Origin of the sequence: Paenibacillus taiwanensis DSM 18679 (genome assembly GCF_000425125.1) — a bacterium.
Classification (GTDB): domain Bacteria; phylum Bacillota; class Bacilli; order Paenibacillales; family Paenibacillaceae; genus Paenibacillus_B; species Paenibacillus_B taiwanensis.
Map to the genome: position 1 here is coordinate 22,851 of NZ_KE384309.1, position 14,954 is coordinate 37,804.

General features: G+C 46.1%; 15 protein-coding genes and 13 tRNA genes. 25 read left to right on the top strand and 3 right to left on the bottom strand.

Going from position 1 to position 14,954, the window contains the following annotated elements; genetic code table 11:
• Nucleotides 1-104: 104 nt before the first annotated feature.
• The 13 genes from H509_RS0121000 to H509_RS0121060 all read left to right on the top strand — a co-directional run bounded on the left by H509_RS0121000 (nucleotide 105) and on the right by H509_RS0121060 (nucleotide 1,279).
• Nucleotides 105-180 (top strand) — tRNA-Val (locus H509_RS0121000).
• Nucleotides 181-186: 6 nt separating this feature from the next.
• Nucleotides 187-263: transfer RNA gene (locus tag H509_RS0121005), tRNA-Met, on the top strand.
• Between the two features lie 10 nt (nucleotides 264-273).
• Nucleotides 274-350 (top strand) — tRNA-Asp (locus tag H509_RS0121010).
• A 39-nt stretch (nucleotides 351-389) separates the two neighbouring features.
• A tRNA-Phe gene (locus H509_RS0121015) sits at nucleotides 390-465 on the top strand.
• A gap of 12 nt (nucleotides 466-477) precedes the next feature.
• Nucleotides 478-553 (top strand) — tRNA-Thr (locus H509_RS0121020).
• A 4-nt stretch (nucleotides 554-557) separates the two neighbouring features.
• A tRNA-Tyr gene (locus tag H509_RS0121025) sits at nucleotides 558-643 on the top strand.
• 4 nt (nucleotides 644-647) lie between these two features.
• A tRNA-Trp gene (locus H509_RS0121030) sits at nucleotides 648-721 on the top strand.
• A 38-nt stretch (nucleotides 722-759) separates the two neighbouring features.
• Nucleotides 760-835 (top strand) — tRNA-His (locus H509_RS0121035).
• A gap of 8 nt (nucleotides 836-843) precedes the next feature.
• Nucleotides 844-918: transfer RNA gene (locus H509_RS0121040), tRNA-Gln, on the top strand.
• A 3-nt stretch (nucleotides 919-921) separates the two neighbouring features.
• Nucleotides 922-996, top strand: a tRNA-Gly gene (locus tag H509_RS0121045).
• A gap of 4 nt (nucleotides 997-1,000) precedes the next feature.
• Nucleotides 1,001-1,075, top strand: a tRNA-Cys gene (locus H509_RS0121050).
• 31 nt (nucleotides 1,076-1,106) lie between these two features.
• Nucleotides 1,107-1,183 (top strand) — tRNA-Arg (locus H509_RS0121055).
• 14 nt (nucleotides 1,184-1,197) lie between these two features.
• Nucleotides 1,198-1,279: transfer RNA gene (locus H509_RS0121060), tRNA-Leu, on the top strand.
• Nucleotides 1,280-1,505: 226 nt separating this feature from the next.
• Here the strand turns inward: H509_RS0121060 and H509_RS0121065 are convergent.
• Entirely contained in the window at nucleotides 1,506-3,023 is a 1,518-nt protein-coding gene (locus H509_RS0121065; RefSeq protein WP_028546808.1) for a flotillin lipid rafts scaffold protein FloT, read from the bottom strand.
• A gap of 116 nt (nucleotides 3,024-3,139) precedes the next feature.
• Nucleotides 3,140-3,655, bottom strand: a complete 516-nt coding sequence (locus H509_RS0121070) for an NfeD family membrane protein (protein WP_028546809.1) — start codon at nucleotides 3,653-3,655, stop codon at nucleotides 3,140-3,142.
• 258 nt (nucleotides 3,656-3,913) lie between these two features.
• Between H509_RS0121070 and H509_RS0121075 the strand changes: the two genes are divergently transcribed.
• From H509_RS0121075 to H509_RS0121105, 7 genes are all read left to right on the top strand, one after another.
• On the top strand, nucleotides 3,914-4,216 hold the full coding sequence (locus tag H509_RS0121075) for a LiaF transmembrane domain-containing protein (RefSeq protein WP_028546810.1): 303 nt from the start codon (nucleotides 3,914-3,916) through the stop codon (nucleotides 4,214-4,216).
• A 40-nt stretch (nucleotides 4,217-4,256) separates the two neighbouring features.
• Nucleotides 4,257-4,925, top strand: a complete 669-nt coding sequence (locus H509_RS0121080; RefSeq protein WP_028546811.1) for a PspA/IM30 family protein — start codon at nucleotides 4,257-4,259, stop codon at nucleotides 4,923-4,925.
• Nucleotides 4,926-4,932: 7 nt separating this feature from the next.
• The gene (locus H509_RS0121085; protein ID WP_028546812.1) at nucleotides 4,933-5,421 is read left to right on the top strand and encodes a PspC domain-containing protein; all 489 of its coding nucleotides are present in this window, start codon (nucleotides 4,933-4,935) and stop codon (nucleotides 5,419-5,421) included.
• 1 nt (nucleotide 5,422) lies between these two features.
• Entirely contained in the window at nucleotides 5,423-6,100 is a 678-nt protein-coding gene (locus H509_RS0121090; protein ID WP_028546813.1) for a PspA/IM30 family protein, read from the top strand.
• Nucleotides 6,101-6,212: 112 nt separating this feature from the next.
• Nucleotides 6,213-6,860: a cell wall-active antibiotics response protein LiaF gene (gene liaF, locus H509_RS0121095; RefSeq protein WP_028546814.1), complete on the top strand. Its 648-nt coding sequence runs from the start codon at nucleotides 6,213-6,215 to the stop codon at nucleotides 6,858-6,860.
• Between the two features lie 40 nt (nucleotides 6,861-6,900).
• Nucleotides 6,901-8,019 carry a sensor histidine kinase gene (locus tag H509_RS0121100; RefSeq protein ID WP_028546815.1) on the top strand — a complete coding sequence of 373 codons (1,119 nt, stop codon included), beginning with the start codon at nucleotides 6,901-6,903 and terminating at the stop codon, nucleotides 8,017-8,019.
• On the top strand, nucleotides 7,967-8,629 hold the full coding sequence (locus H509_RS0121105; protein ID WP_425414253.1) for a response regulator transcription factor: 663 nt from the start codon (nucleotides 7,967-7,969) through the stop codon (nucleotides 8,627-8,629). The genes H509_RS0121100 and H509_RS0121105 overlap by 53 nt, the downstream gene beginning before the upstream one ends.
• A gap of 283 nt (nucleotides 8,630-8,912) precedes the next feature.
• On the opposite strand, the gene H509_RS0121110 is transcribed toward H509_RS0121105, so the two are convergent.
• The gene (locus H509_RS0121110) at nucleotides 8,913-9,299 is read right to left on the bottom strand and encodes a hypothetical protein (protein ID WP_028546817.1); all 387 of its coding nucleotides are present in this window, start codon (nucleotides 9,297-9,299) and stop codon (nucleotides 8,913-8,915) included.
• A 138-nt stretch (nucleotides 9,300-9,437) separates the two neighbouring features.
• On the opposite strand from H509_RS0121110, the gene H509_RS0121115 reads away from it, so the two are divergent.
• From H509_RS0121115 to H509_RS0121135, 5 genes are all read left to right on the top strand, one after another.
• On the top strand, nucleotides 9,438-10,223 hold the full coding sequence (locus H509_RS0121115) for a YwmB family TATA-box binding protein (RefSeq protein ID WP_051287504.1): 786 nt from the start codon (nucleotides 9,438-9,440) through the stop codon (nucleotides 10,221-10,223).
• A gap of 112 nt (nucleotides 10,224-10,335) precedes the next feature.
• Complete coding sequence (gene zwf / locus H509_RS0121120) at nucleotides 10,336-11,877, top strand: glucose-6-phosphate dehydrogenase (RefSeq protein ID WP_028546819.1); 1,542 nt, start codon at nucleotides 10,336-10,338, stop codon at nucleotides 11,875-11,877.
• A gap of 30 nt (nucleotides 11,878-11,907) precedes the next feature.
• Nucleotides 11,908-12,531 (top strand): cyclase family protein, encoded by a 624-nt coding sequence (locus H509_RS0121125; RefSeq protein ID WP_028546820.1) that lies wholly within the window; start codon nucleotides 11,908-11,910, stop codon nucleotides 12,529-12,531.
• Between the two features lie 175 nt (nucleotides 12,532-12,706).
• On the top strand, nucleotides 12,707-13,159 hold the full coding sequence (locus H509_RS0121130) for a hypothetical protein (RefSeq protein WP_028546821.1): 453 nt from the start codon (nucleotides 12,707-12,709) through the stop codon (nucleotides 13,157-13,159).
• Nucleotides 13,160-13,219: 60 nt separating this feature from the next.
• On the top strand, nucleotides 13,220-14,806 hold the full coding sequence (locus H509_RS0121135) for a peptide chain release factor 3 (protein ID WP_028546822.1): 1,587 nt from the start codon (nucleotides 13,220-13,222) through the stop codon (nucleotides 14,804-14,806).
• Nucleotides 14,807-14,954: the final 148 nt, after the last annotated feature.

Here is a 14,954-nt window from a genome sequence, read left to right on the forward strand (position 1 = left end):
CTACGGGTCACCATTACAATCTCTCAACTGGTAATAATTGAGGGTTGAACAAGAGTTAAAGATTTGATATGATATAAAAGTCGCTGATGAAACAACGACAACATGGACGCTTAGCTCAGCTGGGAGAGCATCTGCCTTACAAGCAGAGGGTCGGCGGTTCGATCCCGTCAGCGTCCACCATAATATCGCGGGGTGGAGCAGTTCGGTAGCTCGTCGGGCTCATAACCCGAAGGTCGTAGGTTCAAATCCTGCCCCCGCAACCAAATGAATCGTGGAGCTGTGGTGTAGAGGCCTAACATGCCTGCCTGTCACGCAGGAGACCGCGGGTTCGAATCCCGTCAGCTCCGCCATTTAATTAATATTGGTTAGGACGATTTAATCGAAAGTAAGGCTCGGTAGCTCAGTCGGTAGAGCAGAGGACTGAAAATCCTCGTGTCGGCGGTTCGATTCCGTCCCGAGCCACCATATAAGTAATATGCCGGTGTAGCTCAGTTGGTAGAGCGGCTGACTTGTAATCAGTAGGTCGAGGGTTCGACTCCTTTCGCCGGCACCATCTTGGAGGATTAGCGAAGTGGCCAAACGCAGCAGACTGTAAATCTGTTCCCGTCCGGGTTCGGTGGTTCGAATCCATCATCCTCCACCATTATAGGGGCATAGTTTAAAGGTAGAACAGCGGTCTCCAAAACCGTTAGTGTGGGTTCAATTCCTGCTGCCCCTGCCAAGAGCATCTTGGTGTAATTGAATATTTTTAGGAATGTGGCGGTCGTGGCGAAGGGGTTAACGCACCGGATTGTGGCTCCGGCACTCGGGGGTTCAAGTCCCCTCGATCGCCCCATATACCTTTGGGGATTAGCCAAGCGGTAAGGCAACGGACTTTGACTCCGTCATGCATAGGTTCAAATCCTATATCCCCAGCCATTTGCGGACATAGCTCAGTGGTAGAGTATCGCCTTGCCAAGGCGAGGGTCGCGGGTTCGAATCCCGTTGTCCGCTCCATTATGGCGCCATAGCCAAGTGGTAAGGCAAAGCTCTGCAAAAGCTTTATTCCCCAGTTCAAATCTGGGTGGCGCCTCCATAATTTTTTATTGATTGAAATGGCTTCATATGTGCCCTTAGCTCAGCTGGATAGAGTATTTGACTACGAATCAAAAGGTCGGGAGTTCGAATCTCTCAGGGCACGCCACTTAAATTTAATATGCCGGTGTGGCGGAATGGCAGACGCGCGCGACTCAAAATCGTGAGGGAAACCGTGGAGGTTCGAGTCCTCTCACCGGCACCATTTCAAACATTCAGACCCATGATGATTCTTGGGTTTTTTTATTGCGTACAAAGACTACTTAGCAGTTAGGCAACGGGATTTGACTCTGTCATGCAAAAGAATGGTTTATAGAATTCATAACTTATGCATAACGAAGATATACATAGCAAAAACAAACAACCATACAAAAGCCAAGCAGACGTGAGCGTAAGCTCCGCAGCTTGGCTTTTATACTTCATATAATTAATTATTGCGTATCACTGTTAGCAACCGGTGTATTTGCAATGGAAGGAATTTCTGTACGACTTGATTCACTTCCTGCACCGTCTGTTAATCTTTTGATCATTTTCTCGATATCGAGTCCTGAGACATCTTTAAGCATCTGTGGTGCTGTTGCCATAAGCTGGGTGACATAGTTACTAACTCGTGCTGCGCCTTCACCATTGCCAGTATCTACTACCGTTAATTTGTCAATTGACTTGATCGGCTCGGCTACCTTACCAGCTAATTCAGGGAGCATCTTCACGACAATGTCGAGCACTGCTGCTTCGCCAAATTTCTCGAATGCTTCCGCGAGCTTCTGTTTGGCTTCAGCTTCAGCTAGACCTCGCAAGCGAATAACATCAGCTTCCGCTGTACCACGAGCGCGTTCAGCGTCTGCAATTGCAAGACCTTCAAGCCGCTTCTGCTCAGCTAATGCCTTTGCTTCGGCTTCGATGCGGTATTGCAGCGCATCAGCTTCAAGAACTTTGCGTGATTTCTCCGCTTCCGCAGCTTGAACGACGGAATAACGCTCTGCATCGGCCTTTTTCTTCACCTCAGAATCATATTGCTTCTCGCGACGCAATATTTCTTTGCCCTCGAGATCGATCTCACGTTCTTTTCTAACGAGTTCAACACGCATTTGCTCTTCAACTACACTTTGCTTGGAACGTGCTTCCTGAATATGATAGGCCTGATCCGCTTCTGCTCTTGCTTGATCCTGTTCTTTCTTAAAGGAGGCAATCTTTAATTCTTTCTCTTTGCCGGCTTCAGCAATATTCGTATCACGAAGCAGTTCCGCTTTCATACCTTCTTCTTCTGCCTTTGCTTTCTGGATTCGAGAATCACGAATGGCTTCTGCTTCAGCAATGTCAGCATCACGTTTGACAGCTGCGATACGAGGCTTTCCGAGTGCCTCTAGGTATCCGTGTTTGTCACGAACATCTTTAATAGTGAAAGAGACAATTAGCAGCCCCATCTTCTTAAGATCTTTAGCTGCTACGGATTGAACCTCTTGTGCAAAGCGATCACGGTTGCGATATACTTCTTCAACGGTCATCGATCCAAGAATGGCTCTTAGGTGCCCTTCCAATACTTCTTGCGCTTCACTTTGTAATGCCTCGGTAGGCTTCCCAAGAAATTGCTCCGCAGCTGTGGCCACATCTTCCACTGAGCCTCCGATCTTAATGATCGCTACTGCGTCTGTCAGAACGGGAACTCCCTGCTCGGTGTACACTTCAGGTGTTGAGACGTCTAGCTTGTGAGAAAGCAAGGATAGAAACTGTGACTGTTGGAAAATAGGAAGTATAAAAGCACCGCCACCCCGCACGATTTTCATCTTACGGCCAGTTTCATCAGAGGACACATTGCGGCTCCCTAAATATGAGCCTGTCACAATCATAGCTTCGTCAGGACTAACAGTTTTGTAGCGTGCCCAAAATGCCAAGCCTAGTACAATGATAACACCCACTACGATAAGAGGAATCAATAAATAATCTTCCATCCTAATCTCTCCTTTTTATTCATATATGTATGAGAAAAACTTCGACAAGAAGCATTTCACAACAAACGAATGTATGGATTGACAATTGCAGTAAAAGATAAAGATTGAATAAGCGTTTATTCAAGAAGAGATACATATACGGTGTGTTCTTTTACCTCAATAACGACAACTCGGCTATTCTGCGCTATCACAACGCCATCAAAAGAGGCTGCGATTTGATTGGTGTTGCTTACCCCTACTTTAATGATCACTTCTCCGTATCCCTGAGCGGGTATCGTAATACTGACATCCCCAATGGAGCCCACCAAGTCCTGCATGGAATAACCAATAGAATTCTCACTGTTCTCCATCGGCTTAATATAGAGGAAGTAAACGAGCACGGCTAATATAATAGCTCCTGCTACGGCGATAGTGAGAATAATGCCCGTATGAAGTAAGGAGTATCGGGTGAGTAAAATACCGATTGCGCCAATTGTCGTTAAGCCGCTGACAAGTATAGTGGGTTGTAGAAATGGAACATGAGCATCACCGACTACAAAATGAAAGGCATGTTCCAATAAATCGCTAAATAGTAACGTCACTAGCGCATATACAACACCAAATACGAGTAAACCCCAATATAAAGTTTCCATCGCATCACTCCTCACATGAGAGCTGCCCCTCGGGTTACCATTTGGTAATGGAACCACTCTAATGGACAGTTATGGAATTATATACGTTTGAAACAGGTGTTAGTTTCAAGGGGCGAGGCTCATGCAGAACTGGAGTCTATGGAGTTCCCCGACTTCAGTCTAGGTTTAAATACCGTCCACAGCCTGTTTTGAGATGACAAGAAACCACCTAAAATAAAGACATAAGCAAACGACATATGAAAGGTGGTGACGAACACAATGCAAAAGAAAGGAAATACTCTAGCATTACTGTTGATCGGACTTGGGGCATTCCTCTTGTTGAGTAAGCTTGGTTTAAGCTTTGGAGGATTGTTCGGATACCTGATACCAGTTGCGATGATTGCACTTGGGTATTACGGCGTCAAAGAAGGAAATTCATTCTTTGGCTGGATATTCATTATCATCGGTGCCATTTCCTTAATCGGCAAGTTGTCCTGGATTATCGGCTTACTCGTTGCAATCGGTATGATATGTTTTGGTATATCCATGCTAGTAGGCAAACGTAAAGGGTATCCCTATTAAACATAAGCTATAAAATTCGAAATAAGGAGGGTTAAGCAGCATGAGCAATATATTCCGGCGAGTACGAGATATTACGCTTGCCTCACTAAATGAACATTTAGAGAAGTCGGAAGACCCGATTCGCCTCATCGACCAGTTTCTAATGCGTACTCGTCAAGAGATTACGGAAGCGGAGCGATTGTATCAACAGTATGTCATGCATGCGAACCAAATGAAACAGCAGCTTAATCAAGCAGCAGAACTTCGTGATCGTAGAGAACAGCAAGCTTTGTTGGCTCTGAAAGCGAACGAAGAATACGCAGCTAAGCTAGCCCTTCAAGAGAAATTAATGCATGAAGAGAAAGTGTTAAATTACACAGACTTATATGATAAAAGCAAGCAGGCGATTCTCGATCTGGAGGAACAACTGCACACGTTAAAAAGCGAATTCCAAACGGTGTATGACAAGCGTCAAATGTACATCGCCCGTATGCAGACGATTCGTTTGCAGCAGCGTATGAACGAACGTGGATTTGGTAATCCGAATCAGGTTGATGGTATGTTCCGCCGATTGGATGATCGTGTAACTGATATGGAGTGGGAATCCCAAAGCTTACGCGACGTTCGCCGTATGAATGATGCCAGCTATAGAGGTTCTTATGAAAAAGATGCGCAAGTGCAGCAAGAGATGGAGCGCTTGAAGCAGAAGCTGAACACACCTAAGGAGTGATTGAAGGATGAACAAGAAGCTGTATCGTTCCACACGTGATTCTAAAATGTGCGGACTGTGTGGCGGACTTGCGGAATGGCTGAATATCGATGCAACACTCATCCGTGTGTTGTTTGTGATCGGAGTCATATTTTCCGGATTCACTCTGCTCTTTGTCTACTTTGTCATAGCGCTTGTTGTTCCAAAAGAGCCGCGGCCGTATGGCCCGATGGGATTTAACGGCTCGAACGGATACGGTCCTAACAATTATGACCCACAAGGCTATAACGGTGGCTATGCAGGTGAAGGATACTCACATGACCGCGATGCCCAATACAATCGCAATAGTTATCGTAATCGAAACGATTATCGCTCACAGCAGCAATATAACAGTTCGTACGATAATAACAGTTCGAATATCGACTCTATGATGAGTGATATTGAGAAGAAAGCTATGATGAACGAATTACAACAATTGCGCGAGAAACTCGCAAAGTACGAGAAAGGGGATAAGTAAAATGGGAGTATTTAAACGTATTAAGGATATGACAAAAGCATCTGTACATGATTTGTTGGATAAGGTTGAGGATCCAGTAGTAATGTTGAATCAATATCTACGTGATATGGAGCAAGAAATTCGTGAAGCAGAAGTAACAGTCGCTAAGCAAATGGCTAACGAGCGCCGTATGAAACAACGTTATGAGGAAGCTGTACGTGTTTCAGGTGAACGCGAAGCACAAGCAGGGCGTGCTCTGACTTCTGGTCAAGAGGAACTGGCAAGAAAGCTGTTGGAAGAGAAATTGTACTATGATCAAAAAATAGTAGAATTCGGCGATCTTCATGCTCAGGCAAAAGCACAGGCAGATGAGTTGATGCATCAAATGCACGTCATGAAGGATGAGTTCTACAAACTCCGCAACAAACGAAATGAATTGGCTGCACGTGCTCAAATGGCACAAGCCCGCAAGCAAATGTCATCCATCAACACACTGCATACGATTGAAAGCGGAAGTGCATCACTTGGTTTCCACCGTATGGAGGAGAAGATTATGCAGCTAGAAGCAGAAGCTGATGTTCTGCGTGTGCCTTATAGCTCAACTTCATCAGTTTATCAACCGCCGGTTGATCCTGAAAAGCAGTTAAAGGTAGAAGAACAGCTTGCTGCCTTAAAGCAAAAGCTTGGCAAAACGGAATAACTTCTTGGGGTTTAGTGATTGAGTATGATATGCTAAACATTGGGCTAAATACGGCGATGCATCCTGCATCGCCGTAAGTGCCTTTGTACAATGACAGAACAGGAGGTGCGACATGAAGTCGAATAACCGAGTACTTGCTTATGTTCTTATAGTGCTGGGGCTGTTTATATTAATCGGAAAATGGCTAAGCTTCGGGACATTTGTCGCCCTTGTGCTGATCGTTGTTGGTATGCGTAAAGTACAGTTAATGGAGACCAAAATCGGATATGTGCTGCTAGGTGTTGGTGGCGCCATACTTCTGCTGGAGCATCTGCCGTTGTTTATCGGCATCGTTCTTATCTCACTAGGCTTATTTTATGTTCGATCACGTAAGGTGCAGTCGAATGAGCAAGTTATAAAGCGTCAAAACTTATCCACTAGTTTAAAGTGGGACCGCGAGCCTTATCATTTGTATAGTCAAAGCTTATGGCATCTTGTCGGGGAAAGTGATATCGACCTGTCACTTGCGATTTTAGAGGAACCAGAGACAACACTGCTCTTCCAAGGTGTTATGGGTGACATTGATATTATTATTCCAGATCATATCGGTGTTGAGATTGAAGCAACCGTTTTGTTTGGACAAATCGATGTGGGCCATGACAGAGATACGGGATTTTTTAATAAATGGATGTGGCGATCTCCAAATTATGAGAAAATGGACCAGAGAGTGAAACTGTATCTTTCTTATATCGTAGGAGATATTGACATTAAATTGCATTAAGTAAATTGCATTAAGTCAGGTGAAAGGAGAAGCTTTCCGCATGAATAGCAAGAAGAATGCAAATATGGTCATACGATTTATGGGAGAAACGCTGCTCCTTTCCTTTGCTTTGTTTTTTATTATCGTATACATGCTGCAATCAGCTGGGTATGTTCAGCCCTTTGATACATGGGCAATTGGAGTAAAGGCAACGTTATCAGCTCTGCTGGTCGTAGCGGTTATTGCAACGCTGTTTGGTTTCTATCAAGGTTACAAGATTAAGCGCAGAATTGAGCTGCTGCGCGAATCGATGGTGCTCTTAGAGAAAGGCAACCTGTCCAGACCGATGCCGGAGCTTGGTAATGACGAGCTCGGACAGCTTGCTGAACAATTAGGTCGGGTTAGTAAGCGCTGGGAAGAGCAAGTAACCTCTTTGCAGCGTCTATCGACCAACAATGCGCAGCTTGCAGAACAAGCGCGTATTACGGCTATCATTGAAGAGCGGCAGCGATTGGCGCGGGAGCTGCATGATGCGGTCAGTCAGCAATTGTTTGCGATCTCGATGACCGCAACGGCAGTGAAACGTACGTTGGGCCGTGATTTTGATCGGGCGGAGCGTCAGGTAGAGCTGATTGAAGAGATGGCATCGGTAGCGCAATCGGAGATGCGGGCCTTGCTGCTGCATTTGCGGCCGGTCCATCTGGAAGGTAAAGGACTAGTTCAAGGTTTACGGGAATTGGTACATGAGTTGCAGTCCAAAGTTCCGATTGATATTCATTGTGAAGTGGACGAGGATATCCAACTGCTAAAAGGTGTGGAAAATCATCTGTTCCGTATTATTCAAGAGGCATTATCGAATACGTTGCGGCATTCCAAGGCGGAGCGGATGGAAATAAGGCTTCAGAATCGTGAGGATGCTGTAAGGCTAATGATTCGTGATAATGGGGTTGGCTTTCATTGGGAGGATCATAAGCAGGCAAGTTACGGTCTGCGTACAATGCAGGAGCGTGTTAACGAGATTGGAGGCTCCATTCAATTTGTAACGGCCCCTGATAAAGGAACACGAATTGAGATTCGGGTTCCTGTATTAAAAGACGAACCGGCTTGGAAGGAGGATGAGGTTAGCGATGGCGATAGAAATGGATATCGAGACATCGATTCGAGTGCTGCTCGTGGATGACCATGAGATGGTTCGTATCGGTCTTGCGGCTGTATTAAGTACGGAAGATGGCATCGAAGTTGTTGGGGAAGCAAGCAATGGTGAAGAAGGAATTAGGCTTGCCCAGGAATACAAGCCCGATGTTGTGCTGATGGATCTTGTCATGGATGGCATGGACGGTATCGAATCGACGCGCAAACTGCTGCAGCTTTATCCGGAATGCAAAGTAATCGTATTGACCAGCTATCTGGATGACGAAAAGATGTATCCCGTAATTGAAGCAGGGGCTTTCAGCTACTTATTGAAGACTTCACGAGCAACTGAGATCGCAGAGGCGATTCGTGCAGCAGCAAGAGGGCAATCTGTTCTGGAGTCGCAAGTGGCATCCAAGATGATGAACCGTTTTCGTCAGCCCAAGCCGACCCAAGCCGCTCACGAACATCTCACAGAGCGTGAGATGGATGTATTACGATTGTTGGCACAAGGCAAATCCAACCAAGATATTGCGGATGATTTGTTCATCGGAATAAAAACTGTAAAATTTCATGTGACAAATATATTGGCGAAGCTTGGTGTAGAAGATCGAACGCAAGCCGCTATATATGCGTACAAGAACGGATTAAGCGAATAAATGACAAGGCAGCTCCACTTACTGTGCATACAGTAGAGGGCTGCCTTTTCTTTTGGGCTGCTGCAAGAAGCAAGCAGTCGGGATTATTGGTTCGCCTTGTGGGATAAGCTATTTATCCGTTCACAAGTGGATGAAGGCCTCTGCCCAATATGACTTCACCTAGTCCAATTAAACAAAAAGTAAGTGTGAGCACCTGCAAAATTTACCGAATTAAATAGGTCGATTTTCGTAGGAAATGCTCGATAAAGCTTGATGGAATGAGCATTTATAGAAAGCAGGAGTCTTACAAAACAAGCAGAAACAATAAAGAGACTAGTGCTAAATCCAAGTCCACTCGGGGGCCATAATGTAATGGTTGATAAGGATACGAGTATCTTGCAGTCGCGGAAGGATGTGCAGTATAGCTTGCAGCGGCTGTAATTGGAGTTGGAGTTGGGCCAGCATCAGGAGCAGTGTTAGCCTTTGATTTTTTGGCCTTCTTTTTTTTCGGTGTTGCGTCTTTTGTTTCCCCTGCCAAATGTGCTGGTGAGGAATCAGCGTTTAAAATGAGTTTGCCGTTCTCACAACGACTCAAACGACCAACATACTCACGACCATCTTTGGTCACAACACCAACTGAACGTCCACAAAACTGCGAAATCGTTTTCTCATCCAAAGGAATAGGGATCATCTTGTCAGTCTCCTTTCATCAAATGTTTTGCTACTTAATGTATTCAAGACGTGACAAACGTGTATGGACGTTTACCTACGGTCAGTAACTTATTTGGGCAGTAACAGACATTATCTTGTAATGGAGGTCGATGACAGGATGAAACGACAAGGAAGATGGATTGCTGTGCTTAGCTTGACTTTATTTGCGCTGTGCGGAGCCGCAGCATCCTGGGGGGGGCCTATGCTCAGCAGCGCTGCGGTAACTGTAGCTAAAGCGGATCAGAAGCAGGTACCGTCCATTTCGGAACGGGTAAGCATGTTGTGGGTGTTAGCCGAGCTTAGCGGCGAGCGTAAGTTTAACACGACCATTACGGTGCAGGGGAGCTTTCAGACGACAGCAGAAGACTGGAAGGATGAACGAAATGAATGGTCAGTTGCCATTAAACATAAGGAGTCGTTTGTGGAAGTTACAGAGCACGGGCGTACCGTGTACCGTTCTCATTACGGGACTTCCTCTTGGGAAGGCGATATTCTTTTATTTCGGGAAAAGGATGGACGTGCTTATTATGTCGTTACTATAAAAGGGGCTGCGAATGGCGGGATGAAGCAGAGCGTGGAAGAAGCGGATCGTCTTCGCAGCTTATTAACGGCGGGCGGCTTCGAGAACGATTGGAATGCAACTGTACAGACCGAAACAAACTTAAAACGTGACGCAGCATGGGCAAAGGCAGAGCTGGCCATTAAAGAATGGGGCAGCGCTAATCCACTAGATATATACGAGGATGACAGAACGATTAGTGCTTCTTATGAGACTAGTTATATGGGGGAAGGGGTTGCGATGAAGGAAGGGCATGCGAACCTTCAGGTTGCTGTGCAGGAGAATGGCATTACGGGAATAACACGAATCTCATTTGGAACGCCCTTAATCTCTGGAGAATACTAGTAATGATTTGTCTATAAAGATGGAATCCTGCAGATTTATGTGCTAAAATGGCATCACATTCGAAATAAAAATGTTGAAGTTCTATAAACGAGTGTAAGGATGATGGAGAGAGATGACTGAGATGCATAATCAAGAATCGATATTGTCCGATGGCGCCGTCTTTTTCATTTTTGGTGCTACCGGAGACCTTGCGCGCCGTAAGCTGTTCCCTGCCATATACAGCTTATATCGTGAAGGCAAGCTTGGCGAGCGCTTTGCCGTTGTAGGACTTGCGCGTCGCCCGCGCACGAACGATGAGTTCCGTGTAGATGTTCGTACATCGATTGATGAGTTTTGTCGTTACGATGTGAAGGATAATGGAGAGTGGGAGCGATTTGCTGAGCACTTCGAATACAAACCTCTCGATATCAACAATGTGGACGGTTTCCGCGAGCTGAATGTGCAGACGGAAGAGATTGAACGTAAGTTCGACGTTCCCGGCAATCGTTTGTTTTATATGGCGCTTGCGCCAGAATTGTTTGGCAGTGTTTCACATAACTTGCGTGATGGTGGAATGCTGGATACAGAAGGCTGGACTCGTCTCGTCATTGAGAAGCCCTTCGGATATGATCTGGAGTCGGCGGAACGGTTGAATGAGCAGCTCAGCTCTGTCTTTAAAGAAGAACAGATTTACCGTATTGATCACTATCTCGGCAAAGAGATGGTTCAAAATATTGAAGTGATTCGCTTTGCGAATGCCTTCTTCGAGCCGCTCTGGAACAACAAGCACATTGCCAATATTCAAATCTCTTTATCTGAGACCGTAGGCGTGGAAGAACGCGGCGGTTATTATGACCATGCTGGTGCTTTGCGCGATATGGCTCAGAATCATATGCTGCAAATGCTGACGATGATCGCAATGGAGCCACCAAGCCGTCTTCATCCGGAGGATATTCGTGATGAGAAGGTTAAAGTGCTTCGTTCCTTGCGTCAATATCATACTGCTGAGGAAGTACATGAGCATGTGATTCGTGGTCAGTACGCTGCTGGTGCTATGAAAGGCAAAGCTTTGCCTGGTTATCGGGAAGAAGAGAAGGTGAACCCTGCATCCGTTACGGAGACATACTTTGCCGCACGGGTATTTGTGGACAACTTCCGCTGGGCGGGAGTACCCTTCTACATTCGTACAGGCAAGCGTCTTCCTGTGAAGACTACGGAAGTGGTTGTGGAATTCAAGAGTATGCCATCCAACGTTTATCTGGGTCGTAAGCATAAGCTTGAGCCGAATCTTCTTGTCATTCGGGTTAACCCAATGGAAGGGATCTATGTCCGTATCAATGGTAAGAAGCCTGGAGCTGAAGGCGGCATTCAACCGCTTGCGATGGACTTTTGCCAGAGCTGCATGATCGGCATTAACACGCCGGAAGCATACGAGCGTCTAATCTTTGACGCTGCGCGCGGCGATTCCACCTACTTTACCCGTTGGGATGAAGTGGCAGCAGCGTGGTCCTTCGTGGATAAGATCGCTGAGGCTTGGCGCGAATCGAACGACGATCTTCACCAATATCCGGCAGGATCATGGGGGCCGCAGGCTGCTAATGAGCTGTTGGAGCAAGACGGTTATCGCTGGTGGCCTGTGAACGGGCAAGAAGAAGATACCGTGGTGTGGAAATAACGATCGACGACCGACTAGGAGGCGAAAGCGTTGTTTAAGATTTACGATATCTCGATGACGATTCAAGACGGCATGCAGGTATATAAGAATAAAGATGAGAAGAAGCCCGTTATTCGTAACGTACAAAATTTCTCTAACGCCAAAGCGTATGAATCGCGGATCGATATTGATGTACATTGCGGTACGCACGTTGATGCGCCGTTACATATGTTGGAGAATGGCGATACGATTGAGTCGATTGGACTTGATCAACTGGTTGGACATGCGCGTGTGTTGGACTTGACACATGTGCAGGACAGTATCGGTCGTGAAGATTTGGAACCATTTGGCTTGCAGCGCGGAGACTGGGTACTGTTTAAGACACGGAACTCTTCTTCGGAAGAGTTTGACTTCGAATTTGTATTTCTGAATGAGACGGGAGCTCAGTATTTAATTGAGCTTGGTGTAAAAGGTGTTGGTACGGACGGGCTCGGTATTGAGCGTGCGCAGCCGAACTATACGACTCATCGACCGCTTTTCCAGAACGATATTATCATTGTAGAAGGTTTACGTCTGAAGGAAGTGGAGCAAGGCACCTATTTTATGGTGATCGCTCCGCTTAAGCTGACGGGTATTGAGGCGGCTCCGGCACGTGCATTCCTAATAGGCTCCTAACATATAGGCGGATGAAAGAATGGACTGTGCTCTCTTATTTAGAGGCACAGTCTTTTCCGTACTAGAGCTGGGATTAGATCAGTCAGTAGGGGAGACACGCCAGCTGAGCTTTAACAGGTATAAAGCGGGTTATCGATAGACATAACAAGAATATGATGGAAAAGGATGATCATACATGACAACTCCTGTACGTATTTCCCAAAATAGCGCGGTGCTGCTCGAAAAGGCACGTCGGTTCGGTCTGTCTGACGAACAACTGCTTCAAGTCATTCAACATAACGACGTTGCTTTATTAAGTGAAGCGGGCAACTATACGGAATGGGTAACTTACGCTCGTGAGCATGGCGAAGATCTGGAATCAGCAGTGACAAAGGGCTACAAAATGACATTTAATACGGTGTACGGTTTGAAAAATTGGGTGCGGGAACGCTTGGGCTTCGAAGCAGGCTCCGATTATACTGAAAGTGAGGGGCGCATGGATGGCCTTCGAGTAAGTGAGAAGGACGCTGCTATGCTCGAGTCTACATTAGCGACGAACTGGGTTGTCGTAGATCAAAGCGGGGATGGTGAAATTCGTGATGTGACTTTGGTTATGCGAGCATTTTACCAACCAGAATCCCGTTTCTAAGATACCCTCTTTTATGTTAGAATAGATGTTATGTGATTTTGAGATGAGAGGGCTAATGTGATGAGTAAATCGTTAACAGACCAATTGATTAAAGAGGTCGATAAGCGTCGTACGTTTGCAATTATTTCTCACCCGGATGCTGGTAAGACTACGCTTACAGAGAAGCTGCTTTTATTCGGGGGAGCTATTCGTCTCGCAGGGACGGTAAAGGCACGGAAAGCAAGCAAGCACGCAACGAGTGACTGGATGGAAATTGAGAAGCAGCGCGGTATCTCGGTAACTTCATCCGTCATGCAATTCGATTATAATGGGCATCGGATTAACATTTTGGATACACCAGGTCACCAAGACTTCAGTGAAGATACGTATCGCACATTAACAGCAGCAGATAGCGCTGTGATGTTGATTGACGTGGCTAAAGGCGTCGAGGCACAGACGATCAAGCTGTTTCAAGTCTGTGCGAAGCGGGGTATTCCGATCTTTACGTTTATTAACAAATTGGATCGTGAAGGCCGCAGTCCGTTTGAACTGATGGAAGAGTTGGAAAATGTGCTCGGTATTCGTTCCGTTCCGATGAACTGGCCAATCGGTATGGGCCGCGGGTTATGCGGCGTGTATGATCGGATGAAGAAACAGGTCGAGCTGTTCCAAGGCGATGATCATTCCACAATCCAAGTACAGAAGGTTGAAGATTATCGAGATCCGGTAATACGTGAGATGGCTGGTGATTACTTGCATGATCAGTTGTGCGAGGAATTGGAACTGCTGGATGTTGCCGGAGATGAATTTGATTATGAAAAAGTAATGAACGGTGAGCTGACGCCTGTATTTTTCGGCAGTGCAATTAATAACTTCGGCTTGCAGACGTTCCTGGAGAACTTTTTGCAGCTGGCACCTAAACCATCTTCCCGTCAGACAACAGAAGGCGAGATCGAGCCGACCAATGAGAAGTTCTCGGGTTATGTCTTTAAGATCCAAGCCAATATGAACCCTGCTCACCGGGATCGAATTGCTTTCCTGCGTATTTGCTCAGGCAAATTCGAGCGTGGCATGAGTGTAAAGCATGTGCGCGTAGGCAAAGATATTAAGCTGGCTCAGCCGCAGCAATTTCTTGCGCAGGACCGAGATATCGTGGATGAGGCATTCCCTGGCGATATTATTGGTTTGTTTGATCCGGGTATATTCCGTATCGGTGATAGCTTGAGCCAAGGCATGTCGGTTGTGTTTGATGAGCTTCCAACTTTCTCGCCAGAAATTTTTGCGCGTGTAACCGTCAAAAATGCACTTAAGCATAAGCAATACCAAAAAGGTGTAGACCAATTAACCGAAGAAGGTACGATTCAAGTATTCCATAATGCTGGAGTATTTGATGAGACGATTCTTGGTGTTGTCGGTCAACTCCAATTTGAAGTATTCGAATATCGAATGAAAGCAGAATACGGAGTGGATGTGCAGCTTCAGCGGTTGACTTTCCAATTTGCTCGTTGGGTAGTCGCTGATCATATCGATCCAACGAAGTTCCGTATTAATTCGCAGCTCGTGAAGGACAAGAACGGCAATTTTGTTGCTCTGTTCGAGAACGAGTACGCGATGCGTACAGCGATGGAAAAAATGCCGGACGCCAAGTTTTTGGAGATGGCACCTTAGTCGGATACGAAGGACTAATACTAGGAACAAGGCGGCGCACCTGATCTATGAACTCAGGGGCTGCTTCTATGCAAATATACAAAACCTTCAATTCCGCTCGTCTTGCGGAACTGAAGGTTTTTGTTCGTTCACAGACAACGTATAGGCA